Below are 22,637 nucleotides of genomic sequence, written 5' to 3'. Positions count from 1 at the left end.
ATGAGCGGAATCCTCGAGGGCAAGCGCGTCCTGATCACCGGTGTGCTGATGGAGTCGTCCATCGCCTTCCACGCCGCCAAGCTGGCCCAGGAGCAGGGTGCCGAGATCATCCTGACCGCCTTCCCGCGGCCCACGCTGACCGAGCGCATCGCCAAGAAGCTGCCCAAGCCCACCAAGGTCATCGAGCTGGACGTCACCAACGACGAGCACCTCGCCCGGCTCGCCGACGTCGTGGGCGAGGAGCTGGGCGGCCTCGACGGTGTCGTGCACTCCATCGGGTTCGCCCCGCAGGACGCGCTCGGCGGCAACTTCCTGAACACGCCGTTCGAGTCGGTCGCCACCGCCATGCACGTCTCGGCGTACTCCCTGAAGTCGCTGACCATGGCCTGCCTGCCGCTGATGCAGAACGGCGGTTCGGTCGTCGGCCTCACCTTCGACGCGCAGTACGCCTGGCCGCAGTACGACTGGATGGGCCCGGCCAAGGCCGCGCTGGAGGCCACCAGCCGCTACATGGCCCGTGACCTGGGCAAGCAGAACATCCGCTGCAACCTGGTCTCGGCGGGCCCGATCGGGTCCATGGCCGCCAAGTCCATCCCGGGGTTCGGTGACCTGGCCGCCGTGTGGGACAGCCGTTCCCCGCTGGAGTGGGACCTGAAGGACCCGGAGCCGGCCGGCCGCGGCATCGTCGCGCTGCTGAGCGACTGGTTCCCGAAGACCACGGGCGAGATCATCCACGTCGACGGCGGCCTGCACGCCATCGGCGCCTGAGCGGACGCCACGCCCGAGGGCCCGCATCCCGTACGGGGTGCGGGCCCTCGCGTCCTTACGGCGGGTGCGGCCACCGGAGCGGCGCGGATCAGTGGTCCGCGGCGCGGATCAGTGGTCCGCGGGCGGAGCGAACAGCGCCGGCCGGCACACGAACGGGTAGGCCGCCGCCTCTTCGGCCGCCGTCGCCGCGTCGCCCGCGCGGATCGCGTCCACCAGCCGGGCGTGGTCCATGTGCATGGCCGGGGACATGCCCTCGCCCACGTCGCCACGCAGCCAGTCCCGCATCACCTCGCCCAGGTCCGCGTACATCGCCGTCATCACGTTGTTGTGCGAGGCGGCCACGACCGCCAGGTGGAACGTGGCGTCCGCCGACACGAACGCCTCCGCGTCACCCGACTCCCAGGCCTCCTCCCGGCGCAGCAGCAGGCCGTCGATCTGCTTGAGGTCCTTCTCCGTGCGCCGCTCGGCGGCCAGGCGCGCGGCGGCGGACTCCAGCGTGGACCGCAGCTCGGCGATGTGCCGGGGGTCGGCGTCGGCGAAGCGGCGCTGCATCACGCCGGCCAGCTCGCTGGTCGCCACGACGTAGGTGCCCGAGCCCTGGCGGATGTCCAGCAGGCCGTTGTGGGCCAGCGCGCGGACCGCCTCACGGACCGTGTTCCGGGCGACGCCGAGCTGCTCGACCAGCTCGGGCTCGGTGGGGATGCGGGAGCCGACCGGCCACTCGCCCGAGGCGATCTGCTGCCGCAGCGCCGTGATGACCTGCTCGGACAGTGCCGAACGACGGGGATGGCTCAGCGGCATGGCTCACCTTCGCACACGAGGGGACGAGCGAGTGGACAATCAATCATCCCATGATTCTATGATGGGTCTCATGGCTAGTGACGAAACCCGGACGGAGATACGTACGAAGACACGTACGGAGGCAGGTACGGAGACGCACGCGGGGACACGCACGCAGGGGCGTGCCGGGGACGGTGCGTCCGAGGTACCCGGCGAGGCGTCCGCCACGCGCGCGTGGACGACCTGGAGGACCCGTCTGCTCATCCTCGCCATCGTCCTGGCCGCGGTGAACCTGCGCCCCGCCATCACGAGCCTGGGCGCCCTCCTGGAGGAGGTACGCGACGGGCTCGGCATGAGCGGCAGCATCGCCGGACTGCTCACCTCCGTGCCGCCGCTCTGCTTCGCCGTCTTCGGGGTCACCGCCCCCCGGCTGGCCCGCCGCTTCGGACCCGGCGCGGTGGTCTGCGCCGGCATGGTTGCCATCACGGCGGGCCTGCTGATCCGCCCGTACGCCGGCGGCACCGGCGGCTTCCTGGCCGCCACCGCCCTGGCGCTGATGGGCATCGCGGTCAGCAACGTCCTGATGCCGGTCATCGTCAAGCGCTACTTCCCCGACCGCGTCGGTTCCATGACCGGCCTCTACTCGATGGCCCTCGCCTTCGGCACCTCCGTCGCCGCGGCGGCGACCGTGCCCCTGACCGACGCGCTGGGCGGTCACTGGCAGCCCGGCCTCGCCGTCTGGGCCGTGCTGCCCGCGCTGGCCGTGCTGCCGTGGATCCCCTTCGTGCGGAACCGGAAGGCGCCGGCCCCCACGGCGCCGTCCATGCCGCGGCCGGAGGGCGAGCGGTCCGCCGAGAAGGCCGCGGAACAGCCCCCGCTGCGGATCACCCGCAGCCGCACGGCCTGGGCGCTCGCCGTCTTCTTCGGCCTCCAGGCCACCGCCGCCTACATCACGATGGGGTGGATGGCGCAGATCTTCCGGGACTCGGGCGTCTCCGCCGGTACCGCCGGGCTGCTGCTCGCCGTGATCATGGTGATGGGCGTGCCGCTCGCCTTCGTCATCCCGCGCGTGGCGACCCGCCTGCCCCACCAGGGTCCGATCGTGGTCGTACTGGGCGTGTGCGGGCTCGCCGGATACGCCGGTCTGTACTTCGCGCCGGTCGGCGGCGCCTGGGCCTGGGCCCTGCTGCTCGGCGTCTCCAACTGCGCCTTCCCGCTGGCGCTGACCATGGTCGGGATGCGGGCCAGGACCGGGGCCGGCGTCGCCCAGCTGTCCGCCTTCGCGCAGAGCACCGGCTACCTGATCTCCATCCCGGGTCCGCTCCTGGTGGGCGTGCTCTACCAGCACAGCGGCGGCTGGGGGCTGCCGATCGCCCTGATGAGCGCGCTGATGGTGCCGCAGATCGTGGTGGGCGTCCTGGCGGGGCGCGACCGCACCGTGGAGGACGAGGCGGGCCGCTGACCCGGCCGCGCGGCGCGCGGGTCCCTGCGGGTTCCTGTGGGCGGCCCGCCGGGAGCGGACCGCGCGGGGGATGCGAGACTTGCCGTATGCCAGTCCTCGACCCGAATCCCCAGCACGGCCAGAAGAAGATGCTGATCGTCTTCGGCGCCTTCCTCGCGATCTTCGTGATCATCGGCATCATCGCGACGATCGCCTCGCCGTGACCCCGCCTCCCGAGACCGGATGGTGGGGTTAACCCCCCATCCCCTAGGGGGTGAGGGTCAGGGTCAAGTGGGTGGACCTCCGGATGGGTTGGGCCCCGCGGATTCCGTAACTTCGAGATGTGCCCGCCACCGGCGGGCCGCGGAGCACGGACCAGGGACGCCCGAAGACCAGCGGAGGCACTCATGTCGGTCAATACCCACACCCGGCCTCCCCGGGCGACCCGGGGCGGCGCCGACACCCGGCTGCCCTGGTGGGCCCTCGCCCTGCCCGTGCTCGCCTTCCTCGCGCTGCTCCTGCTGATCCTCAATCCCGTCGACGCCCAGGCGGCCGCGGAGCAGCCCGCGACGGCCCACCTTCTGGAACGCCTGGAGCAGCTGACCGTGCGCTGAGCGCCGACCGCGGGCTCCCGCACGCGTCCCGCGGCGAGCCCGCCTGTCAACTCCCAGAGCCCCATGGCCTGTTTCATGCGAAGCTGGATGACATGAGCGTCGCAGAACCCCGCAGGATTGTTCTCTTCCGGCATGCGAAAGCCGACTGGCCACAGGTGACCGACCACGAGCGGCCGCTCGCCGACCGGGGCCGCATGGACGCCGCGGAGGCCGGGCGCCGGCTCGCGGATACCGGCGTGCCCTTCGACCAGGCCCTGTGCTCCACCTCGGCCCGGACCCGCGAGACCTGGAAGCTCGCCGTCCAGGAGTTCCCGCACCGGCCGAAGACCGTCTACGAGGAGCGGATCTACGAGGCCTCGCCCGGCGAGCTGATCGCCGTGCTCAACGAGACCCCCGACGACCTGCGGAACGTGCTGGTGATCGGCCACAACCCGGGCATGGAGGCGCTGACCGAGATCCTGGCCGGCTCGGCCGAGGACGAGGTCCGCGAGCGGATCGACCGCCGGGGCTTCCCGACCGCCGCCTTCGCCGTCCTCACCTTCACGGGTTCCTGGAAGGACGTGGAGCCCGGCCGGGCCTCCCTGGTCGACTACTGGGCGCCGACCGACTGACCCGCCCGCCGCCACGTGACAGGGCCCGGCACCCTCGCGGTCCGGGCCCTCGGCGTGCCGGGCGCCCGCGGGGTCAGGCCTGCTGGGGCTCCCCGAGGCCGTCGCCGAGATCGTCGGCCAGCGTGTCCGCGGCCTCGACCTCCTCGCGGGTGATGCCGAGCAGATAGAGCACCGTGTCGAGGAAGGGCACGTTCACCGCGGTGTGCGCCGCCTCGCGCACCACCGGCTTGGCGTTGAAGGCGACCCCGAGCCCGGCCGCGTTCAGCATGTCCAGGTCGTTGGCACCGTCACCGATCGCCACGGTCTGCGACAGCGGTACGCCCGCCGCGGCGGCGAACCGGCGCAGCAGCCGCGCCTTGCCCGCCCGGTCCACGATCTCCCCGGTGACCCGTCCGGTCAGCCTGCCGTCGACGATCTCCAGCGTGTTGGCCTGCGCGAAGTCCAGCCCCAGCTGCTCCTGCAAGGCGTCGGTGACCTGGGTGAAGCCGCCGGAGACGACCCCCACCTGGTAGCCGAGCCGCTTCAGCGTGCGGATCAGGGTGCGGGCACCCGGCGTCAGCCGCACCTCGGCACGCACCTTGTCCACCACCGAGGCGTCAAGACCTGCCAGCAGGGCCACACGGGCGTGCAGCGACTGCTCGAAGTCCAGCTCCCCGCGCATCGCGGCCGCCGTCACCTCGGCGACCTCGTCCTCGCAGCCGGCGTGCGCGGCGAACAGCTCGATGACCTCGTCCTGGATCAGCGTGGAGTCCACGTCCATCACGACCAGGCGCTGCGCCCGGCGGTGCAGCCCCGCCGAGACGACCGCGATGTCCACGCCGAGCGCCGCGGCCTCGGTGGCCAGCGCCGTGCGCAGCGGTTCGGTCGCCACGCCGGAGACCGCGAACTCGACGGCGGTCACCGGGTACTTGGCCAGCCGGAAGATACGGTCGATGTTGCTCCCGGACTCGGTGATCCGGGCCGCTATGGCGGCGGTCGCCTCGGCGGTGAGCGGGTGCCCGAGCACCGTGACCAGGGAGCGGCCGAATCCGCGCGGCCGGTTGTCGCCGATGCCGGAGATGATCTCCGCCTGAAGCTTCAGCGACTCCGCCCAGCTGTGGACGGTCGCCCGCAGATCGCCCTCCAGACCACGGGGCGGCTCGGTCACCAGCGCGCACAGCACGATCCGGCCACGGGTGACGACCTGCTCGATGTCGACGACATCGACCGAGTACGCGGCGAGAGTGTCGAACAGGCCGGCCGTGATGCCTGGCCGGTCCTTGCCGAAGATCTTGACGAGGAGAGTGGGAACGTCAGAGGTCTGCGAAGCGCTCATGGTGTTCCCACCGTATCCGGCACCCCGTGCCGCCCGCGCCCCAGGTCCGACTGGCGGACAGGAGCCGCACCCACCCCGTCCGGCCGGGTCGGTGGCGGAGTGGACCGGACCGTGGCTACTCGTCGCGGGGGCGCCGAGGCGGTGCGGGTGGCGGGGGCGGCGGGGGAGGAGGGCCCTCGCCCCAGGGCCGGGGCCGCGGCGGCCGTTCTCCCGGCCCAGGCGGCCGACGCGGCGCCCTCGGGGGCGGACCCAGTGGCCCGGCCACCGTCGGGGCGCCGTACACGTCGTCGTCGGCGGCGGCCCGGCGATCCGTTCCACCGTCCTCCCGTCCCGCCACGTCGCCCCGTTCCGCGCCGTCGCCGTACCGCCCGGGGCCACCGCTCCGACGGACCGCGCCGCCGCCCTGCTGCCGTGCCGGGTCCACCCCCGCCGGGCGGGCCTCTTCGGGTTCGCCCGTTCCCGGCGGGGTGCCGGACTCCGGCCGCGCCACCCCCTCGCGTGACCGCAGGTAGGGATTGGCGTCCGGGTCGGGCGGCCGGTGCGGCGTACCCGGCCGGTACGGCCCCGAGGCCGGGCCCGCATACGCCCCGCCTCCCGCGCCGACGCCCTCCCGCACCGCCCCGGCACTGAGTGCCAAGCCCGTGGCCCGGCCTCCCGCGGCCCCGCTCGCGCACGCCAGCAGCGCCCCGGCAGCCCCCGCACCCGCGCCCCAGACGGCACCCAGCAGCAGGGCGGCACCGAGATGTCCGTGCAGGTCGATGCCCGCGCCGAAGGCGTCGATGCCGAGCACCGACAGGGAGGCGTCCACGGAGACCTCCGTGAGCCGGGCCGACAGCGGCAGCGTCACCGCGGTGGCGATGCCCAGCCGCAGCGCACAGCGCCCGGCGAGGGCGAGGGGACCTGCGGCACCGGGCACCACCGGTGTCCGCACCGCCGTCAGCACCCCGGCCAGCAGCATCATCAGTGCCGCGGCCACTCCCAGCAGCCACACCCGTCCGTCCAGCTCCGCCAGCCGCCCCAGCGTGACCGGCCTTTCGGCGCCGGAGCCGAGCAGTTCGTCGAGCGGAGCCGGGAGCACCCCGACCAGCTGACCGGTGGCCCGCCCGTCCCACGGCACGAACAGGCCGAGCGGGACGCCGAGCCAGACGCCGTTCGGCGCACCCAGCAGCGCGGCCCCCGCGATCCGCCGGGGGTGGTCGTCGCCGATCGCCGCGTACGCCGCCGCCGCGAGACCGGCCGCCACCGCCGTCAGCGCCACCGTGACCAGGGCGGACACGGCCGGCCGCACCACCCGGTGCAGGGCCTCGCAGCCGCGCGGCAGCGGAGTGCGGCGCGAGGCCAGCAACGCGATCAGCAGCACCCCCGCGGACCAGACGAGACCGCCCAGCAACGTGGGCGCGGTGTCGACGGTGAACCCGACGGCGGCCCGGGCGTCCACGAGGTCACCGACCCGGTCGGGCAGCAGCCCGCCGATGTCGCCCACGTCACCGAGCCCCGGAATCTCCAGCCCGCCGCTCCCGCCCCCGCCGGGCAGGTCGTCGAGCCCGAGCGCACCGCCGTCGATGGTGACGACGTCGTGCCCCGCCCAGGCCAGTCCGCCCGTCATCGCCACGAACAGCGCGACCACCGCGCCCGCGCGCGCCAGGAGTTCGGCGGGCGGGACGACGACTCCGGCCGCCCGCAGGGAGCGCAGGAAGAAGAACGACAGGAACAGCGCACCGACCAGCCCCACCCCCAGTGGCGTGATCTCGATGGCCGTGTGCGCCTCGGCCCCTTTCAGACCGAACGCGGACACATCACCGGCCGGTGTGACCGAACCACCCGCCCCGAGCGCCACGACCGCCGCGGTCATCGGCCCGAGCGAGCCCGCCGCGTCCGCGTCCAGCAGGTGCAGGCCGAGCGCCGCCGTTCCCGCCATGCCGATCAACGCCCAGCTCACGGAGGCGATCGCGGACAGCAGTACGTCGCCCCACGGCACACGGGTGCCGTAGCCCTCGGTTCCGACGCTCGTGGACGCGCTCATGGCAGACCCCCCGATCCGCTGCGCGGTCAGGTTGCCGCGCATGTCCCCCTCGCGTGGAATACCACTCTCCGGGCAGGTTTCAACCCCGTCAACGGGAACGGCCGACGGGTGCCTGCGCACTTTTCACAAGGCCCGACTTTCGGTCAGGGCCCCGAGCCTGAAATAGTTCCCCCCGATGTTCGACATCCCTAGACTCCCCGCGACGGGAGCACAACGGGGGACAACTCAGTGGGGCTGGAGTGCCGGAACTCGTACTGGAATCCAATGGACGGACCTGGACGCTCGATCCGTCCCGGTCATACGCGCTAGGACGCGATCCGCAGGGGGAGCTTGTTTACGACGACGCCAGGGTCTCCTGGCGGCATGCCACGATCAGTTTCAACGGCCGCAGTTGGGTGGTCGAGGACCACGGCAGCACCAACGGCACGTTCGTGCACGGGCAGCGGGTCCAGCAGATGGAGCTCGGCGCCGGCACGGTGCTGAACCTGGGCAACGCGACCGACGGGCCACGCGTGAGCCTGACCGGCGCACAGGCCCCGGCCGGCGCGCCGCAGGCCCAGCCGCAACAGCAGCCGCAGCAGCCGTACGCCGCGCAGGGCGCCAACGCGGGCTGGGCCCAGCAGGCGCCGCCGCAGCAGGCACCGCAGCACGGGCAGCAGCCCCAGGCCCAGCAGGCCGGCTGGCAGCAGCAACAGCCACCGCAGCAGGCCGCGCCGCACTTCCCCCAGCAGCAGGGACCAGGCGGCGCGGCGGGGGCCCCACCGGCCCACGGGGACCGCAGCCCGACCACGTTCCACCAGTTCTCGCTCGGCCGCGTCATGCGCATCGGCCGTGCCCTGGAGAACGACCTGGTCGTCTCCGACCTCCAGGTCTCCCGCAACCACGCGGAGTTCCACTCGACGCCCGACGGGCGCATGGAAATCCGCGACCTGGGCTCGCACAACGGCACGTACGTCAACGGCCAGCCGATCGCCAAGGGCGGCTCGCAGCTGCTCGGCCCGACCGACATCGTGGGCGTCGGCCACTCGACGTTCCAGATCGTCGGCGACCGGCTCGAGGAGTTCGTCGACACCGGTGAGGTCTCCTTCTCCGCCCGGCACCTGACCGTCACGGTCGACGGCGGCAAGCAGATCCTCAAGGACGTCTCCTTCGGCGTGCCCGAGAAGTCGCTGATCGCGGTCATCGGTCCGTCGGGATCCGGCAAGTCGACCCTGCTCAAGGCGCTCACCGGCTACCGGCCGGCCGACCAGGGCGAGGTCCTCTACGACAACCGGAACCTGTACAAGCAGTTCGCCGAGCTGCGCCAGCGCATCGGTCTGGTCCCGCAGGACGACATCCTGCACAAGGAGCTGACCGTCAAGAAGGCGCTCAAGTACGCGGCGAAGCTCCGCTTCCCGGCCGACACCACGGCCGCCGAGCGCGACGCCCGCATCGACGAGGTGCTGCGCGAGCTGAAGCTGGACATCCACAAGGACAAGAAGGTCACGTCCCTGTCCGGCGGCCAGCGCAAGCGCGTCTCCGTCGCCCTGGAGCTGCTGACCAAGCCGTCGCTGATCTTCCTGGACGAGCCGACCTCCGGCCTCGACCCGGGCATGGACCGCGACGTCATGCAGCTGCTGCGCGGTCTCGCCGACGACGGCCGCACCGTCCTCGTCGTCACCCACTCGGTGGCCGAGCTGGCGACCTGCGACAAGCTCCTCGTGATGGCACCGGGCGGTTCCGTGGCCTACTTCGGCCCGCCCGAGGAGGCGCTGAACTTCTTCGGCTACGACACCTGGGCCGACGTCTTCTCCGCCTTCGAGAACTACCGCGACTACGACTGGGCGGGCCGCTGGAAGGGCTCGCAGCACTACCAGATGTACGCCGCGGACCTCGACGCCGTCGCGCCGCAGTCCGTACAGGTGCCGCCGATGCAGGCGATGAAGCCGCCGAAGCCGCAGGGCTGGATGTCCCAGTTCGTCACGCTGGTGCGCCGCTACACCTCGGTGATCGCCTCCGACAAGGGCTTCCTGGCCCTGATGGTGATCCTGCCGGCCGTGCTGGGCGCGGTGAGCCTGCTCATCGACGCGGACAAGGGCCTGCTGCCCAACCCCGCGAACCCGCAGACCGGCCGGATCATCCCGAACGGCACCGCCACCACGGTCCTGCTGATCCTCGCGGTCGGCGCCTGCTTCGCCGGTGCCGCGAACTCGGTCCGTGAGCTGATCAAGGAACGGGTGATCTACGAGCGGGAACGCGCGACCGGCCTGTCCCGGTCCGCGTACCTGATGTCCAAGGTCTTCGTGCTCGGCCTGATCACGGTGTTCCAGGGCCTGCTGGTCGGCGTGATCGGCTTCGCCAGCCGCGAGATCCCGGAGGAGGGGCTGGTCCTCGGGGGGATGACGCTGGTCGAGCTGTCCCTGCCGATCATGGCCCTCGGCTTCACCTCGATGATGTTCGGCCTGGTCATCTCGTCGCTGGTGAAGACCGCCGAGAAGACCATGCCGCTGCTGGTGATGTTCGCGATCATCCAGGTCGTCTTCACCGGCTGCCTCTTCGCCCTGAACGGCGCGGTCGGCGTCAACCAGTTCTCGTACCTGATGCCCTCGCGCTGGGCGGTCGCCGCGGCCGGTGCCACGCTGGACTTCAACAAGATCAGCCCGCCCGAGAAGGGCGCCGAGGCCGACCCGCTGTGGGAGCACACCGTCGGCGCCTGGGGCATGGACATGGTCGCGCTGATCGTCCTCGGCGTGATCTGCGGCTTCTTCGTCGCCCGCTTCCTGCGCCGGCACGAGCCCGAGGTCATGCGCAAGTAGGCCGAGGTCCGGCGGGCCCGAAGGCCCGGCCCGCACGCCCCGAAGGGCGGCACCCCGTCAGGAGGGTGCCGCCCTTCGGCGTTGCGGTGCGGCGTCGGCGACGTCGTGAAGAGGTCCGCGCCGACCTCAGTACGCGCTGTCGACGTTGTCCATGGTGCCGTACTTGTCCGCGGCGTAGTTGCACGCGGCGACGATGTTGGCGACCGGGTCGTAGATGTTCTTCGAGGTGCCCGGGACGTGGTAGGCGGCGAACGTCGGCGGGATGACCTGGAGCAGGCCCTTCGACGGGATGCCGTTGATGGCGTTGATGTCCCAGTCGTTGATGGCCTTCGGATTGCCGGAGGACTCCCGCATGATGTTGCGGTGGATGCCCTCGTAGGTTCCGGGGATGCCGTGCTTCTTCATGATGGCGCGGGCCTCGCGGATCCAGCCGTCGAGGTTGTTCGGGTAGGACTTCGGCGCGGCCTTCTTGACCTCGGTGCGCTCGGCGGAGCGGCTGGTGGTCTCCTTGGCCGCACGCTTGGCGGCGGCCTTCTTGGCGGCGGCCTTCTTCTCGGCGGTCGCCTTCTTGGCGGCCGCCTCCTGCTTGGCCTCGATGGCGGCGACCTTCTGGCTGGCGCCGGCGAGCTGGCCGGTGACACCGGCGTGCACGTCCTGGATCTGCTTGGTGCTGTACGCCACCTTGGCCGTGGGAGCGGCCTCGCTCGTGGTCGTCGTCTGGCCGCTGGCCGGGACGGCGGTGAGGGCGACGGCGGCGGCGCCGAGCGCGCCGACGCCGGCGATCGCGGCCTTCTGGGTGCGGTTCAGGGAACGACTGCGACCACGGGGAAGGATGTTCTTGAGCATGGCGGGATAGACCTCTTCGGATAGCGCGGAGGTCGCTCTCGTCCGGTGGGGACAGTTGGTGCTTCCGGCACAAACGCCGCGGGGGAGAACCCACGGCGCTGAGCGACGAGAGCAATTCTTAGCGGCCGCAAAATCCGGAGGCAAAGGTGTGACGTACGAAGCCGGGTAGTGGATCAGGGAACGGCAAAGCGGGGCAGAATGGACCATCTGCCCCGCTCAAAACGGACGAGTCGTTCTCCTACTCCCCTTCGTACGTGACGTGCGCCCTATGCGCGGGCTCACATCGGACCCCCACCTTTCTTACTGCTAGTTGCTGAAGCAATGCGATGTGTGAGTGGGTGTGCGCCGCCCTCCTACGGCAGGAGGAGATGGACGTCCCCGAACTCGTGCCACAGGTAGCGCCGCCGCACAGCCGCCTCGTACCCGCGGTCGATCGCCGCCCGCCCCGCCACCGCCTCCAGCATCAGCAGATGCGAGGCCTCGGGCTCGTGCAACCCCGTCAGCAGGCCGTCCACCACCCGCACCCCGCGCTCCGGCGTCACCACCAGATCGGTCCACCCCGCCCGCGCCCGTACGACCCCGTCGGCCCCGGCCGCCGACTCCACCGCCCGTACGGCCGTCGTGCCCACCGCCACCACCCGCCCGTCACCGGCACGTACGGCGTTGATCAGCCGCGCCGACGCCCGAGGCACCGCGAACCGCTCCGGGTAGGGCGGCTCGTGCGACTCGGCCGAGGCCACCCCCGTGTGCAGCGTCACCGGCGCGAACTGCACCCCGCGGCTCACCAGCTCCGCCACCAGCCGCGCCGTGAAGGGCCGCGCCGCGCTCGGCATCTCCGCACTGCCCGTCCCGTCCGCGTACGGCAGCGCGAACACCGTCTGATAGACGGACAGCGGCTGGTCCCGCTCCGTATAGGAGTAGCGAATGGGCCGCCCGTGCTCCCGCAGCAACGCGGGCACCTCCGCCCCCGACACCCGCGCCCACCACAACCGCTCCCCGCGCGCACTCAGCGGCTCCTCCAGCACCAGCCGCGCACCACCCGGCAGCCGCACCTTGGTCCCCGCCGGACCCCCGCACCCGCGCGCCTCCACACTCTCCGCACGCGCGCGCGGGAGGCCCGCCGCCTCCGCTGCCTCCGCACGCGCGCGCGTGGTGCCCCTCCCGTCCGGCTCCCGCAGCTCCACCGCCCACCGGCCGTCGTCCCCGCGCGTGGAGAAGTGCACCACCACGCGCGCGTGCCCGACCCGGCCGTCCACCGCGGCGGCCAGCGTGGGCGAGGTGTTCACCACCAGCAGATCACCGGCCCGCAGCAGCCCCGGCAGCTCCGCGAACCCGTGGTGCGACACCTCGGTGCCCCGCGACACCAGCAGCCGTACGCCGTCCCGGTCGAGCCCCGGCCCCCGCTGCTCGGCCGGCACCCGGGCCGACAGCTCCTGGGGGACCCGCACCGCCAGTGGCGACATCACCGCGCCTCCAGCAGCGCCGGAGCCCCGTAGCGCCCGCTCGCCGGACGCTCGTCCAGCAGCCGCAGCAGCCCCGGCACGACACTCGCGGGGTCCGGCCGCGGGTCCTGGTCGTCCGGCACGGCCGCCGCGTACAGGTCCGTGGCCATGTCCCCCGGATCGACCGCCCAGACCCGCAGGCCCGGCTCCTCGGCCCCCAGCACCGCCGCCAGCTGGTCCAGGGCCGCCTTGGACGCCCCGTAGCCGCCCCACGTCTCGTACGCCTCGGCGGCCGCGTCGGAGCTGATCGTCATCACCGCGCCCGCGGGGGCCTCCCGCAGCAGCGGCAGCGCCTCACGCACCAGGCCCAGCGCGGCCACCACGTTCACCTCCAGAGCCCGCCGCAGACCCTCCAGGGGCAGCTCCGCCAGCCGCACCAGCGGTTCGGCGCCCAGCGCGCTGGCATTGCTGACCAGCAGATCCACGCCGCCCAGCCGCCGGGCCTCCGCCACCAGCCCCGTCCGGTGCCAGGAGTCGGTGACGTCACCGGGCAACGCCGCCACGCGCGTGCCGTACCCCTCCAGCCCCCGCGCCGCCTCCCTGAGGACCTCGGGACTCCTCGCGTCCAGCACCAGGTCCCATCCCCGTGCCGCCAGGGCCTCGGCGAGTGCCCGGCCCAGCCCCTTGGATGCCCCCGTGATGATCGCAACCGGCATGGCACACATCCCCTTCGTCGTCCCCGCCGTCCGTTCGGCCGGCGTGATCCTCAACGTAGGAACCGGCCGCCGCCCCCCGCCTCGGGCACGCGCCCCAACCTCCGAGGGCCCTTCGCCCTAGGCCGGACGGACGGGACCCAGGACCTAGTCCCACCGCCCTAGGCGACGCCCGTCACCGGGCCGATCCCGCCCCCGCCCGCCGCGGGTACCGTGAGGACATGAGCCACGGCCCCCGGTCCGGCCTCACCGCGGTGAGTTCCGCGCTGCTGGCCATGAGCAGGCACCTCGAGGTGCGCGACGTCCTCAAGACGATCGTCGCCTCGGCCCGCGAACTGCTCGACGCCCAGTACGCCGCCCTCGGCGTCCCCGACGACCACGGCGGCTTCGCCCAGTTCGTGGTCGACGGCGTGAGCGACGAGCAGTGGAAGGCCATCGGCCCGCTGCCGCGCCAGCACGGCATCCTCGCCGCGATGCTCCACGAGGCCACCCCAGAGCGCCTCGCCGACGTCCGCAAGGACCCCCGTTTCGGCGGCTGGCCCTCCGCCCACCCCGACATGGTCGACTTCCTGGGCCTGCCGATCCGCGACGGCGACGAGGTGCTCGGCGCCCTGTTCCTCGCCAACAAGCTGCGCCCTGCGGAGGGGCCCCCACACCCCCCGTGCCCCGAACCGACGGGCACCTGCGGCTTCACCCAGGACGACGAGGAACTGCTCGGCATCCTCGCCCAGCACGCCGCCATCGCCCTCACCAACGCGCGCCTGTACGAGCGCAGCCGCGAGCTGACCATCGCCGAGGAGCGCTCCCGCCTCGCCCACGAACTGCACGACGCGGTCAGCCAGAAGCTGTTCTCACTGCGCCTGACCGCCCAGGCCGCCACCGCCCTGGTCGACCGCGACCCCGCGCGCGCCAAGGGCGAGCTGCACCAGGTCGCCACCCTCGCCGCCGAGGCCGCCGACGAGCTGCGCGCCGCCGTCGTAGAGCTGCGCCCCGCCGCCCTGGAGGAGGACGGCCTGGTCGCCACCCTGCGCACCCAGATCCAGGTCCTCGACCGGGCCCACGCCGCCCGCGTCACCTTCACCGGCCACGGCGTCAAAGCCCTGCCGGCCGCCCAGGAGGAGGCGATGCTGCGAGTGGCCCAGGAGGCACTGCACAACGCCCTGCGCCACTCGGGGGCGGAACACGTCGAGGTGGCCCTGCACCGGCGGGACACCGGAACCGTCCTGCGGGTCACCGACGACGGAAGCGGCTTCGACCCGCGCACGGTCCGCCGCGCCGGACGCCACCTCGGCCTGGTCTCCATGCGCGACCGGGCGAACGGCACCGGCGGCCGGCTGACCGTGCGGTCCGCGCCCGGCGAGGGCACCACGATCGAGATGGAGGTTCCCGGTGGCTGACGCGATCAAGGTGCTGCTCGTCGACGACCACCAAGTGGTCCGCCGGGGACTGCGCACCTTCCTGGAGGTACAGGACGACATCGAGGTGGTCGGCGAGGCCGCGGACGGCGCCGCGGGCGTCGACCGCGCCCAGGAACTGAAGCCCGACGTGATCCTCATGGACGTCAAGATGCCGGGCATGGACGGCGTCGACGCGCTGCGCCGGCTCCGCGAGCTGGACAACCACGCGCGCGTACTGGTCGTCACCAGCTTCACCGAGCAGCGCACCGTGGTCCCGGCCCTGCGGGCGGGCGCGGCCGGGTACGTGTACAAGGACGTCGACCCCGACGCGCTGGCCGGCGCCATCCGCTCCGTGCACGCCGGGCACATCCTGCTCCAGCCCGAGGTCGCGGGCGCCCTCCTGAGCCAGGAGGAGAGCAGCTCCGGGCCGGGCAGGGCGGGCTCCCTCACGGAGCGCGAGCGCGAGGTGCTGGGCCTGATAGCGGACGGCCGCTCCAACCGGGAGATCGCGCGTGCGCTCGTCCTCTCCGAGAAGACGGTGAAGACCCACGTCTCGAACATCCTGATGAAACTCGACCTCGCGGACCGCACCCAGGCCGCCCTGTGGGCCGTGCGCCACGGCGTGGCCGGCTGACCGCGACCGAGTGCCCCGGTACGTGGCGGGGCGGCGGAGGGTTCCCTTCCGGTCGGAGATTCATACCGTCGTGGGAATGTCCCCCATATGGCGCATCCTTCGAGGGGTCCGGCCGTTCTCCAGTGCGTGCCGCGGCGACTGCCGCGGCGATCGCAAGGAGGGCTTGTAAGTGAAGAACCTGAAGAAGGCAGCGGCCGTGACGATGGTGGCCGGCGGGCTGATCGCCGCCGGCGCGGGCATGGCCTCCGCCACCGACGGCGGCGCCCACGCCCACGGCAAGGCGATCGGCTCCCCGGGCGTCGCCTCCGGCAACCTGGTCCAGGCGCCGATCCACATCCCGGTCAACGCCGTCGGCAACAGCGTCAACGTCATCGGCCTCCTGAACCCGGCCTTCGGCAACCTGGGCGTCAACCACTGACGCAGGCCACCCTCCCATGCCGTCTCAGCAGCGGGCAGTCGTGCCGCTGGGGCGGCACGGGTGGGCGCTGCGGCACCTCGTCGGCGCCGAGCAGCGCACCCCACCCCCGGGCCCGCACTCACGCCGGGCACCCGCCAGGACACGGCACCGTCACCGATGCCGCTCCACCACAACGGAGTTGTACGCCGCGACCTGCGCCCGCCGAGCCACCCGCTCCACCGGCCTGAGCGCATCCCCCCGCGCGGCCATCTCGGACGCGCTCACCGCACCCCCGTGCCCGTTCTCGGACGCCAGCGACACCAACATCCCCACCCGCTGCGCCAACTCCAGCACCCGCACCGCCCGCGGCGGATACCCCGGCGCCAGCACCTCCCGCCCGCGCTCCGCCCGCGCCCGGTACGCCGCGACCGCCGCCTCCGCCACCGGCCCCGACCCGGCGACATCCAGCCGCGTCAGCACCTCCGTAGCGTCCCGCAGCGCCTCCGCCAGCTCCCGCTCCGCCTCCCCGAGCGAGGGCACGTCCGCCGGCGGCGCCTCCCGCACCGGCAGGCAGTGCCAGACGACCTCGACGTGCACGTCGCCCTCGGGCCCCGCCTCGTACACCTCCGGCACCAGCCCCAGGGCGGCCCCCTCGCAGATCACCGCCTCCTCGGCCTCCAGCGCCCGCGCGTTGAACTCCGGCGGCCCGCTCAGCCCCAGCGGATGGCCCGGCGCGGGCAGCGCGATCCGCAGCCCGACCGCGCCGAGCGCCCGCAGCCGCCCCAACGCCAGCGTGAGACCGACCGGCGCGTCTTCACCCGGCAGCCCCTCCACCCGGTGCACAGCGTCCTCGCCGACGATCGCGACCGCGGCGTCGTCCGGCGAGACCATATGGGCAATCAGGGCATTTCCCCAGGCGGCAAGGCGCCCTGCGCGTGGTTCCGAGAGCATGCCCCCACCCTAAGGACAGGACCGATGGAACGGTTACGCCGACCGGTGGCGTAGATTTCCTGGAGGGGCCTGCGCCCACCGGCGCCGCGGCCCGAGTCACAGGTGTACGCGACAGCCGAGACCGGCCACAATGCAAGGGGAGACAACGCGCTCATGAGCGATGTTCTGGAGCTTCAGGACGTAACCGTGGTCCGCGAGGGCCGGGCTCTGGTGGACCAGGTCTCCTGGTCGGTCAAGGAGGGCGAGCGCTGGGTCATCCTCGGCCCCAACGGCGCCGGCAAGACCACCCTCCTCAACGTCGCGTCCAGCTACCTCTACCCCAGCAGCGGCACCGCCACCATCCTCGGCGAGACCCTCGGCAAGCCAGGCACCGACGTCTTCGAACTGCGCCCGCGCATCGGCGTCGCCGGCATCGCCATGGCCGACAAGCTGCCCAAGCGCCAGACCGTCCTGCAGACCGTCCTGACCGCCGCGTACGGCATGACCGCCGGCTGGCAGGAGGAGTACGAGGACATCGACGAGCAGCGCGCCCGCGCCTTCCTCGACCGCCTCGGCATGACCGAGTACCTGGACCGCAGGTTCGGCACCCTCTCCGAGGGCGAGCGCAAGCGCACCCTGATCGCCCGCGCCCTGATGACCGACCCCGAGCTGCTGCTCCTCGACGAGCCCGCCGCCGGCCTCGACCTCGGCGGCCGCGAGGACCTCGTCCGCCGTCTCGGCCGACTGGCCCGCGACCCCATCGCACCCTCCATGATCATGGTCACCCACCACGTCGAGGAGATCGCCCCGGGCTTCACCCACGTCCTGATGATCCGTCAGGGCAAGGTCCTGGCCGCCGGACCGCTGGAGCTCGAACTGACCTCCCGCAACCTGTCCCGCTGCTTCGGACTCCCGCTCGTCGTCGAGCAGGCCGGGGACCGGTGGACCGCCAAGGGGCTCCCGCTGTCCTGACCCGCCCCAAGTGCGCCCTGTCCCCGGCGTCACCGTCGGACCTACCATGACAGCGTGAACGACATCGACGCATGGGTGTGGTGGCTCGTCGCCGCGGCAGCGCTCGGAATTCCGCTCGTCGTGACCGCGATGCCGGAGTTCGGGATGTTCGCCGTCGGCGCGGTCGCCGCCGCCGTCGCCTCCGGACTGGGCGCGGACCTGGTCGTCCAGGTACTCGTCTTCGTCATCGTCTCGGTCGCCCTCATCGCCGTCGTACGGCCCATCGCCGCCCGACACCGCTCCCAACAGCCCCAACTGGCCACGGGAGTGGACGCCCTGAAGGGCAGACAGGCCGTCGTCCTGGAACGGGTCGACGGTGCCGGCGGCCGGATCAAACTCGCCGGGGAGATCTGGTCGGCACGCGCCCTGGACACCGGGCGCGCCTTCGAGCCGGGCGAGGAAGTGGACGTCGTGGAGATCGACGGGGCCACGGCCGTCATCATGTGACCCCGCCGTGCACAAGTGGCCCGAACGGCCTCCGCGTCGCGCGACGGTCTGTCAGACTCGACCAGCAAGATCCTCAACAGCCGTAAGATCAGCAGTAGTCAGGGTCAGCCAGGTCAACGGATCTGGCCAATAGGATCTGCCGGAGCGCCGAGGCGGAGAAGGGGACGGACACCCACGATGGAACCGGTCATCATCGTCCTGATCATCCTGGTGGTGTTGGTCTTCATCGCCCTGATCAAAACCATCCAGGTCATCCCGCAGGCCAGCGCCGCCATCGTCGAGCGCTTCGGCCGCTACACGCGGACCCTCAACGCGGGCCTCAACATCGTGGTCCCGTTCATCGACACCATCCGCAACCGCATCGACCTGCGCGAACAGGTCGTCCCCTTCCCGCCGCAGCCGGTCATCACCCAGGACAACCTGGTCGTCAACATCGACACCGTCATCTACTACCAGGTGACCGACGCCCGCGCCGCGACCTACGAGGTCGCCAGCTACATCCAGGCCATCGAGCAGCTCACCGTCACCACCCTGCGCAACATCATCGGCGGCATGGACCTGGAACGGACCCTGACCTCCCGCGAGGAGATCAACGCGGCCCTGCGCGGCGTCCTCGACGAGGCCACCGGCAAGTGGGGCATCCGCGTCAACCGCGTCGAACTCAAGGCCATCGAACCGCCCACCTCCATCCAGGACTCGATGGAGAAGCAGATGCGCGCCGACCGTGACAAGCGCGCCGCGATCCTCCAGGCCGAAGGTGTCCGGCAGTCCGAGATCCTGCGCGCAGAGGGCGAGAAGCAGTCCCAGATCCTGCGCGCCGAAGGTGAGGCCAAGGCCGCCGCCCTGCGCGCCGAGGGCGAGGCCCAGGCCGTCCGCACGGTCTTCGAGGCCATCCACGCCGGCGACCCGGACCAGAAGCTGCTCTCCTACCAGTACCTCCAGATGCTCCCGAAGATCGCCGAGGGCGACGCCAACAAGCTCTGGATCGTCCCCAGCGAAATCGGCGATGCCCTCAAGGGCCTCTCCGGCGCCATGGGCAACCTCGGCGGCCTGGGCGGCGGTTCGGGCACCGGAGGCGGCAACGGCGGCGCGAGCGTCCCCGCCCAGGAACGCCGCGAGAAGCCGACGATCGACTAGCCGGCACCACGTGGCGCCGGGTTCCGTCCGCGCCCCTCCGCGCCCAAAAAGGGGCGCGGGGAACTGCGCGACCAGCCGAGGACGGCCTGCGCCCGGGCAGATGACCCAAGCCCTCACGGCGCAGCCGTCACGCCGCGTCCAGAACCAACCACTCCGGCAGCGCGGCGAAGTCGTCCCGGGCCAGCGCCAGCAACATCGCGTCGGCCGGAGTCGGCTCGAACGGCGCCCGAAGCAACGGCATCCCCGCCTGCTCCGGAGTCCGGTTCGCCTTGCGGTGATTGTCCTCCGCGCACGAGGCCACCGTGTTCAGCCAGGTGTCCTGCCCACCGTGCGACCGCGGCACCACGTGGTCGACGGTCGTCGCCCGCCGCCCGCAGTACGCGCACCGGTGCCGGTCCCGGACCAGCACCCCCCGCCTCGACCACGGAGCCCGTCTTCGAAACGGCACCCGCACGTACTGGCACAGCCTGATCACCCGGGGCGCGGGTATGTCCAGCGCGGCACCGCGCATGCGCAGCGAGGGGTGGGCCTGTTCGACGACGGCCTTGTCCTGGAGCACCAGAACGACGGCTCGATTCAACGTCACCGTCGACAACGGCTCGAAGCTCGCGTTCAGCACCAGCGTGTCCCGCATACCAGCCCACCTCCCGTGCGTACCGGCCCACCGCCTGGCGGGCTGGGAACAACTCTGGCCGGGCACGCCGGGATGGACAACGCAATATAAAGATGCCCGCCCCTGATCCATTCCAAGACCAGGGGCGGGCAAACGTTCCATGAACGCTCAGCCGGATCAGCTGCCGGCGGGCACCTCGTACTCGGCGATCAGCTGGGCCCGAGCGATCGCGTGGAACCGCAGGTTGAAGCCCACGAACGCGGGCGTGGCGTCCGCGTCCGGGCCGAGCTTCTCCTGGTCCACGGCGTACACGGTGAACACGTACCGGTGCGGGCCGTCCCCGGCCGGCGGCGCGGCCCCGCCGAAGTCCTTGCCGCCGTAGTCGTTGCGCGCGTGCACCGCGCCTTCGGGCAGCCCCTCGAACGCGCCGCTGCCCGCACCCGCCGGCAGCTCGGTCACCGAGGCCGGGATGTCGAACACCACCCAGTGCCAGAACCCGCTGCCCGTCGGGGCGTCCGGGTCGTAGCACGTCACGGCGAAGCTCCTGGTCTCGGCCGGGAAGCCCTCCCACCGCAGGTGCGGGGAGGTGTTGCCGACCGCGTGGACCTGGTCGTCCTTGAGCGTCCCGCCCTCCGGGACGTCCTCACTCGTGACGGTGAAGGACGCCACGGGCGGGTGGAAGTCATGGGGGAGCGGACGCCGCTTCAGCTCGGTCACCTCGGTACCTCCTGAATGGTCTGGTGCAGAGATGACCGAGCCTAGATCTTCTAGAACCAGTTGCGCTTGCTGCCGACCTCGGAGAGCCACTGGTTGAGGTACGCCGTCCAGTCGGTGCCCTGGTAGTCGTTCAGCCCGACCTTGAAGGAGCGGAACGTGTCGCTGCCCTCGCTGAACAGCCCGGGCTTCTTGTCCATCTCCAGCACGACGTCCATCGCCTGCGCGTCGGCCACGAAGCTCAGCTCGACCTGGTTCAGCCCGCGGTACTGCTGCGGCGGGAAGAACTCGATCTCCTGGTAGAAGGGCAGCTGCTGCCGCGTACCCCGGATGTGGCCCCGCTCCATGTCCGCGTTCTTGAAGCGGAAGCCCAGGCCGATGAACGCGTCCAGGATCGCCTTCTGCGCCGGCAGCGGATGCACGTTGATCGCGTCCAGGTCACCGGAGTCCACGGCGCGCGCGATCTCCAGCTCCGTGGTGACGCCGATGTTCATCCCGCGCAGCGACTGCCCGTCGATCATGGTGATCGGCGTCTCCCACGGGATCTCGAGCCCGAACGGCACCGCGTGCACCACTCCGGCCTTCAGCTCGAAGGCACCACCGAGTCGCACCTTGGTGAACTCGATGTCCTGCTTGTACTCCTGGTCGCCGCTCTCCACCTCGACCTTGGCCTGAAGCCCGACCGACAGCCCCTCGATCTCCTGGTCGACGGACCCGCCCTGGATCCGCACCTCGCCCTGGACGACACCCCCCGGAACGACGTTGCTCTCGCTCAGCACGGTCTCGACCGAAGCCCCGCCGGCCCCCAGACTCGCGAGCAGCTTCTTGAACGCCATATCTCTCCCTCTCCAGGCTTACGTGTGGATCCTCGACCCATACAAACGCGATCCGACCGTGGCCGGTTCCGCGCCCCACACCCTGGCAAGGCGGACGCTCCCCGACCACCCCACGCACGGTCCCGGCTGCGTTAGGCTCGGACGGCATGATCGCGAGCCCCGACCGTACGCCCCTGCCCAGGGAATTCTTCGACCGCCCCGTCCTCGAGGTGGCCCCCGACCTCCTGGGCCGCATCCTGGTGCGCACCACCCCGGACGGCCCGATCGCCCTCCGCCTGACGGAGGTGGAGGCCTACGACGGTCAGAACGACCCCGGCTCCCACGCCTACCGCGGTCGCACCCCTCGCAACGAGGTGATGTTCGGTCCCCCCGGACACGTGTACGTCTACTTCACCTACGGCATGTGGTTCTGCATGAACCTGGTGTGCGGCCCCGAGGGCAGGTCGAGCGCGGTTCTGCTCCGTGCCGGCGAGATCATCGAGGGGGCCGAGCTGGCCCGGACCCGCCGGCTCTCCGCCCGCAACGACAAGGAACTGGCCAAAGGCCCGGCCCGCCTCGCCACCGCCCTGGGCGTGGACCGCGCGTTGAACGGCACGGACGCGTGCGCGTCCCAGGAGACGCCGCTGCGCATTCTGACCGGCACCCCCGCACCGGGTGACCAGGTACGGAACGGCCCCCGTACCGGCGTGGCCGGCGAAGGCGGCGTGCACCCCTGGCGTTACTGGGTCGCCGACGACCCGACGGTCAGCCCGTATCGGGCCCATGCCCCTAGGAAGCGCCGAAGTTGACTCTCCTTTGGCAGACGCGTAACGTAGCCCGAGCCGCTTGACCCGGGTACGGCAATCGCCTGCAGCCGGAAGCGGCCAACCCACTACCTACGACTTCCCTCAGCGGGAGCGAATTCGGCATGTCAGCATGCCTGAATTCAAACTCGCCGGACTCGATTATGAGTCCGCAGAGAAATCGGCTAACGTAGTGAATGTCGAAAGGCCGACGAGCGAAAGCCCGAAGGCATCGGCAAATCCCGCCGACAGGGAATCGGATCGAAAAAGATCTGATAGAGTCGGAAACGCAAGATCGAAGGGAAGCGCCCGGAGGAAAGCCCGAGAGGGTGAGTACGAAGGAAGCGTCCGTTCCTTGAGAACTCAACAGCGTGCCAAAAGTCAACGCCAG

Annotated in this window: 23 protein-coding genes; 13 read left to right on the top strand and 10 right to left on the bottom strand. The window is 71.7% G+C overall.

The window, feature by feature from the left end; all coding sequences use genetic code 11:
* Nucleotides 1–768: an enoyl-ACP reductase FabI gene (gene fabI, locus ACH4D3_RS36850; RefSeq protein WP_398331794.1), complete on the top strand. Its 768-nt coding sequence runs from the start codon at nucleotides 1–3 to the stop codon at nucleotides 766–768.
* Nucleotides 769–876: 108 nt separating this feature from the next.
* Here fabI and ACH4D3_RS36845 read toward each other — a convergent pair whose 3' ends face one another.
* Complete coding sequence (locus ACH4D3_RS36845; RefSeq protein ID WP_398331791.1) at nucleotides 877–1,569, bottom strand: FadR/GntR family transcriptional regulator; 693 nt, start codon at nucleotides 1,567–1,569, stop codon at nucleotides 877–879.
* A 70-nt stretch (nucleotides 1,570–1,639) separates the two neighbouring features.
* On the opposite strand from ACH4D3_RS36845, the gene ACH4D3_RS36840 reads away from it, so the two are divergent.
* The 4 genes from ACH4D3_RS36840 (at nucleotide 1,640) to ACH4D3_RS36825 (ending at nucleotide 4,214) form a co-directional block, all read left to right on the top strand.
* Nucleotides 1,640–3,010: a CynX/NimT family MFS transporter gene (locus ACH4D3_RS36840; RefSeq protein WP_398331788.1), complete on the top strand. Its 1,371-nt coding sequence runs from the start codon at nucleotides 1,640–1,642 to the stop codon at nucleotides 3,008–3,010.
* Between the two features lie 86 nt (nucleotides 3,011–3,096).
* Complete coding sequence (locus ACH4D3_RS36835; protein WP_011027990.1) at nucleotides 3,097–3,213, top strand: SGM_5486 family transporter-associated protein; 117 nt, start codon at nucleotides 3,097–3,099, stop codon at nucleotides 3,211–3,213.
* A 183-nt stretch (nucleotides 3,214–3,396) separates the two neighbouring features.
* A complete protein-coding gene (locus tag ACH4D3_RS36830) occupies nucleotides 3,397–3,603 on the top strand; it encodes a hypothetical protein (RefSeq protein ID WP_398331785.1) in 207 nt (68 codons plus the stop codon).
* Between the two features lie 92 nt (nucleotides 3,604–3,695).
* Nucleotides 3,696–4,214 (top strand): SixA phosphatase family protein, encoded by a 519-nt coding sequence (locus ACH4D3_RS36825; RefSeq protein ID WP_398331782.1) that lies wholly within the window; start codon nucleotides 3,696–3,698, stop codon nucleotides 4,212–4,214.
* A 73-nt stretch (nucleotides 4,215–4,287) separates the two neighbouring features.
* Here ACH4D3_RS36825 and serB read toward each other — a convergent pair whose 3' ends face one another.
* Together serB and ACH4D3_RS36815 are read right to left on the bottom strand one after the other, a co-directional pair.
* Nucleotides 4,288–5,529 (bottom strand): phosphoserine phosphatase SerB, encoded by a 1,242-nt coding sequence (gene serB / locus ACH4D3_RS36820; RefSeq protein WP_398331779.1) that lies wholly within the window; start codon nucleotides 5,527–5,529, stop codon nucleotides 4,288–4,290.
* Nucleotides 5,530–5,644: 115 nt separating this feature from the next.
* Nucleotides 5,645–7,552, bottom strand: coding sequence for a streptophobe family protein (locus ACH4D3_RS36815; protein WP_398331776.1), 1,908 nt, complete (start codon nucleotides 7,550–7,552; stop codon nucleotides 5,645–5,647).
* Nucleotides 7,553–7,791: 239 nt separating this feature from the next.
* Between ACH4D3_RS36815 and ACH4D3_RS36810 the strand changes: the two genes are divergently transcribed.
* Nucleotides 7,792–10,347, top strand: a complete 2,556-nt coding sequence (locus tag ACH4D3_RS36810; protein ID WP_398331773.1) for an FHA domain-containing protein — start codon at nucleotides 7,792–7,794, stop codon at nucleotides 10,345–10,347.
* A 126-nt stretch (nucleotides 10,348–10,473) separates the two neighbouring features.
* On the opposite strand, the gene ACH4D3_RS36805 is transcribed toward ACH4D3_RS36810, so the two are convergent.
* The 3 genes from ACH4D3_RS36805 to ACH4D3_RS36795 all read right to left on the bottom strand — a co-directional run bounded on the left by ACH4D3_RS36805 (nucleotide 10,474) and on the right by ACH4D3_RS36795 (nucleotide 13,351).
* Complete coding sequence (locus ACH4D3_RS36805) at nucleotides 10,474–11,193, bottom strand: transglycosylase SLT domain-containing protein (protein WP_398331770.1); 720 nt, start codon at nucleotides 11,191–11,193, stop codon at nucleotides 10,474–10,476.
* 353 nt (nucleotides 11,194–11,546) lie between these two features.
* Nucleotides 11,547–12,656, bottom strand: coding sequence for an S-adenosylmethionine:tRNA ribosyltransferase-isomerase (locus tag ACH4D3_RS36800; protein ID WP_398331767.1), 1,110 nt, complete (start codon nucleotides 12,654–12,656; stop codon nucleotides 11,547–11,549).
* Nucleotides 12,656–13,351 (bottom strand): SDR family NAD(P)-dependent oxidoreductase, encoded by a 696-nt coding sequence (locus ACH4D3_RS36795; protein ID WP_398331764.1) that lies wholly within the window; start codon nucleotides 13,349–13,351, stop codon nucleotides 12,656–12,658. Before ACH4D3_RS36795 ends, ACH4D3_RS36800 begins: the two co-directional genes overlap by 1 nt.
* 218 nt (nucleotides 13,352–13,569) lie before the next feature.
* Here ACH4D3_RS36795 and ACH4D3_RS36790 point away from each other — a divergent pair, with 218 nt between their 5' ends.
* From ACH4D3_RS36790 to chpE, 3 genes are all read left to right on the top strand, one after another.
* Nucleotides 13,570–14,745: a GAF domain-containing sensor histidine kinase gene (locus tag ACH4D3_RS36790; RefSeq protein WP_398331761.1), complete on the top strand. Its 1,176-nt coding sequence runs from the start codon at nucleotides 13,570–13,572 to the stop codon at nucleotides 14,743–14,745.
* A complete protein-coding gene (locus ACH4D3_RS36785) occupies nucleotides 14,738–15,379 on the top strand; it encodes a response regulator (protein ID WP_398331758.1) in 642 nt (213 codons plus the stop codon). Before ACH4D3_RS36790 ends, ACH4D3_RS36785 begins: the two co-directional genes overlap by 8 nt.
* A gap of 169 nt (nucleotides 15,380–15,548) precedes the next feature.
* Nucleotides 15,549–15,797, top strand: coding sequence for a chaplin ChpE (gene chpE, locus ACH4D3_RS36780; RefSeq protein WP_398331755.1), 249 nt, complete (start codon nucleotides 15,549–15,551; stop codon nucleotides 15,795–15,797).
* 150 nt (nucleotides 15,798–15,947) lie between these two features.
* Here the strand turns inward: chpE and ACH4D3_RS36775 are convergent, their stop codons facing one another.
* Complete coding sequence (locus ACH4D3_RS36775; protein ID WP_398331752.1) at nucleotides 15,948–16,727, bottom strand: hypothetical protein; 780 nt, start codon at nucleotides 16,725–16,727, stop codon at nucleotides 15,948–15,950.
* A 153-nt stretch (nucleotides 16,728–16,880) separates the two neighbouring features.
* On the opposite strand from ACH4D3_RS36775, the gene ACH4D3_RS36770 reads away from it, so the two are divergent.
* The 3 genes from ACH4D3_RS36770 to ACH4D3_RS36760 all read left to right on the top strand — a co-directional run bounded on the left by ACH4D3_RS36770 (nucleotide 16,881) and on the right by ACH4D3_RS36760 (nucleotide 19,301).
* Nucleotides 16,881–17,678 carry an ABC transporter ATP-binding protein gene (locus tag ACH4D3_RS36770; RefSeq protein ID WP_398331749.1) on the top strand — a complete coding sequence of 266 codons (798 nt, stop codon included), beginning with the start codon at nucleotides 16,881–16,883 and terminating at the stop codon, nucleotides 17,676–17,678.
* Between the two features lie 54 nt (nucleotides 17,679–17,732).
* Nucleotides 17,733–18,164, top strand: a complete 432-nt coding sequence (locus tag ACH4D3_RS36765; RefSeq protein ID WP_003977025.1) for an NfeD family protein — start codon at nucleotides 17,733–17,735, stop codon at nucleotides 18,162–18,164.
* 177 nt (nucleotides 18,165–18,341) lie between these two features.
* Nucleotides 18,342–19,301: an SPFH domain-containing protein gene (locus tag ACH4D3_RS36760; RefSeq protein WP_398331746.1), complete on the top strand. Its 960-nt coding sequence runs from the start codon at nucleotides 18,342–18,344 to the stop codon at nucleotides 19,299–19,301.
* A gap of 127 nt (nucleotides 19,302–19,428) precedes the next feature.
* Here ACH4D3_RS36760 and ACH4D3_RS36755 read toward each other — a convergent pair whose 3' ends face one another.
* From ACH4D3_RS36755 to ACH4D3_RS36745, 3 genes are all read right to left on the bottom strand, one after another.
* Nucleotides 19,429–19,935, bottom strand: coding sequence for an HNH endonuclease (locus ACH4D3_RS36755; protein ID WP_398331743.1), 507 nt, complete (start codon nucleotides 19,933–19,935; stop codon nucleotides 19,429–19,431).
* A 156-nt stretch (nucleotides 19,936–20,091) separates the two neighbouring features.
* Nucleotides 20,092–20,631 carry a YbhB/YbcL family Raf kinase inhibitor-like protein gene (locus ACH4D3_RS36750; RefSeq protein ID WP_398331741.1) on the bottom strand — a complete coding sequence of 180 codons (540 nt, stop codon included), beginning with the start codon at nucleotides 20,629–20,631 and terminating at the stop codon, nucleotides 20,092–20,094.
* A 50-nt stretch (nucleotides 20,632–20,681) separates the two neighbouring features.
* Nucleotides 20,682–21,464 carry a sporulation protein gene (locus ACH4D3_RS36745; RefSeq protein ID WP_398331739.1) on the bottom strand — a complete coding sequence of 261 codons (783 nt, stop codon included), beginning with the start codon at nucleotides 21,462–21,464 and terminating at the stop codon, nucleotides 20,682–20,684.
* Between the two features lie 146 nt (nucleotides 21,465–21,610).
* On the opposite strand from ACH4D3_RS36745, the gene ACH4D3_RS36740 reads away from it, so the two are divergent.
* A complete protein-coding gene (locus ACH4D3_RS36740) occupies nucleotides 21,611–22,252 on the top strand; it encodes a DNA-3-methyladenine glycosylase (protein WP_398331736.1) in 642 nt (213 codons plus the stop codon).
* Nucleotides 22,253–22,637: the final 385 nt, after the last annotated feature.

Origin of the sequence: Streptomyces sp. NPDC018026, from assembly GCF_044327745.1 — a bacterium.
Classification (GTDB): Bacteria; Actinomycetota; Actinomycetes; order Streptomycetales; family Streptomycetaceae; genus Streptomyces; species Streptomyces rubrogriseus.
The sequence above is the reverse complement of the archived record's forward strand: the minus strand, read 5'-3'. Positions and strand labels throughout refer to the sequence as shown.

Coding starts and splice junctions, on each gene's coding strand:
- ACH4D3_RS36835 (WP_011027990.1), top strand. CDS start 3,097: ATGCCAGTCCTCGACCCGAATCCCCAGCACGGCCAGAAGAAGATGCTG.
- serB (WP_398331779.1), bottom strand. CDS start 5,529: ATGAGCGCTTCGCAGACCTCTGACGTTCCCACTCTCCTCGTCAAGATC.
- ACH4D3_RS36770 (WP_398331749.1), top strand. CDS start 16,881: ATGAGCGATGTTCTGGAGCTTCAGGACGTAACCGTGGTCCGCGAGGGC.
- ACH4D3_RS36760 (WP_398331746.1), top strand. CDS start 18,342: ATGGAACCGGTCATCATCGTCCTGATCATCCTGGTGGTGTTGGTCTTC.
- fabI (WP_398331794.1), top strand. CDS start 1: ATGAGCGGAATCCTCGAGGGCAAGCGCGTCCTGATCACCGGTGTGCTG.
- ACH4D3_RS36830 (WP_398331785.1), top strand. CDS start 3,397: ATGTCGGTCAATACCCACACCCGGCCTCCCCGGGCGACCCGGGGCGGC.
- ACH4D3_RS36755 (WP_398331743.1), bottom strand. CDS start 19,935: ATGCGGGACACGCTGGTGCTGAACGCGAGCTTCGAGCCGTTGTCGACG.
- ACH4D3_RS36805 (WP_398331770.1), bottom strand. CDS start 11,193: ATGCTCAAGAACATCCTTCCCCGTGGTCGCAGTCGTTCCCTGAACCGC.
- ACH4D3_RS36745 (WP_398331739.1), bottom strand. CDS start 21,464: ATGGCGTTCAAGAAGCTGCTCGCGAGTCTGGGGGCCGGCGGGGCTTCG.
- ACH4D3_RS36825 (WP_398331782.1), top strand. CDS start 3,696: ATGAGCGTCGCAGAACCCCGCAGGATTGTTCTCTTCCGGCATGCGAAA.
- ACH4D3_RS36815 (WP_398331776.1), bottom strand. CDS start 7,552: ATGAGCGCGTCCACGAGCGTCGGAACCGAGGGCTACGGCACCCGTGTG.
- ACH4D3_RS36795 (WP_398331764.1), bottom strand. CDS start 13,351: ATGCCGGTTGCGATCATCACGGGGGCATCCAAGGGGCTGGGCCGGGCA.
- ACH4D3_RS36800 (WP_398331767.1), bottom strand. CDS start 12,656: ATGTCGCCACTGGCGGTGCGGGTCCCCCAGGAGCTGTCGGCCCGGGTG.
- ACH4D3_RS36840 (WP_398331788.1), top strand. CDS start 1,640: ATGGCTAGTGACGAAACCCGGACGGAGATACGTACGAAGACACGTACG.
- ACH4D3_RS36740 (WP_398331736.1), top strand. CDS start 21,611: ATGATCGCGAGCCCCGACCGTACGCCCCTGCCCAGGGAATTCTTCGAC.
- ACH4D3_RS36790 (WP_398331761.1), top strand. CDS start 13,570: ATGAGCCACGGCCCCCGGTCCGGCCTCACCGCGGTGAGTTCCGCGCTG.
- ACH4D3_RS36845 (WP_398331791.1), bottom strand. CDS start 1,569: ATGCCGCTGAGCCATCCCCGTCGTTCGGCACTGTCCGAGCAGGTCATC.
- ACH4D3_RS36775 (WP_398331752.1), bottom strand. CDS start 16,727: ATGCTCTCGGAACCACGCGCAGGGCGCCTTGCCGCCTGGGGAAATGCC.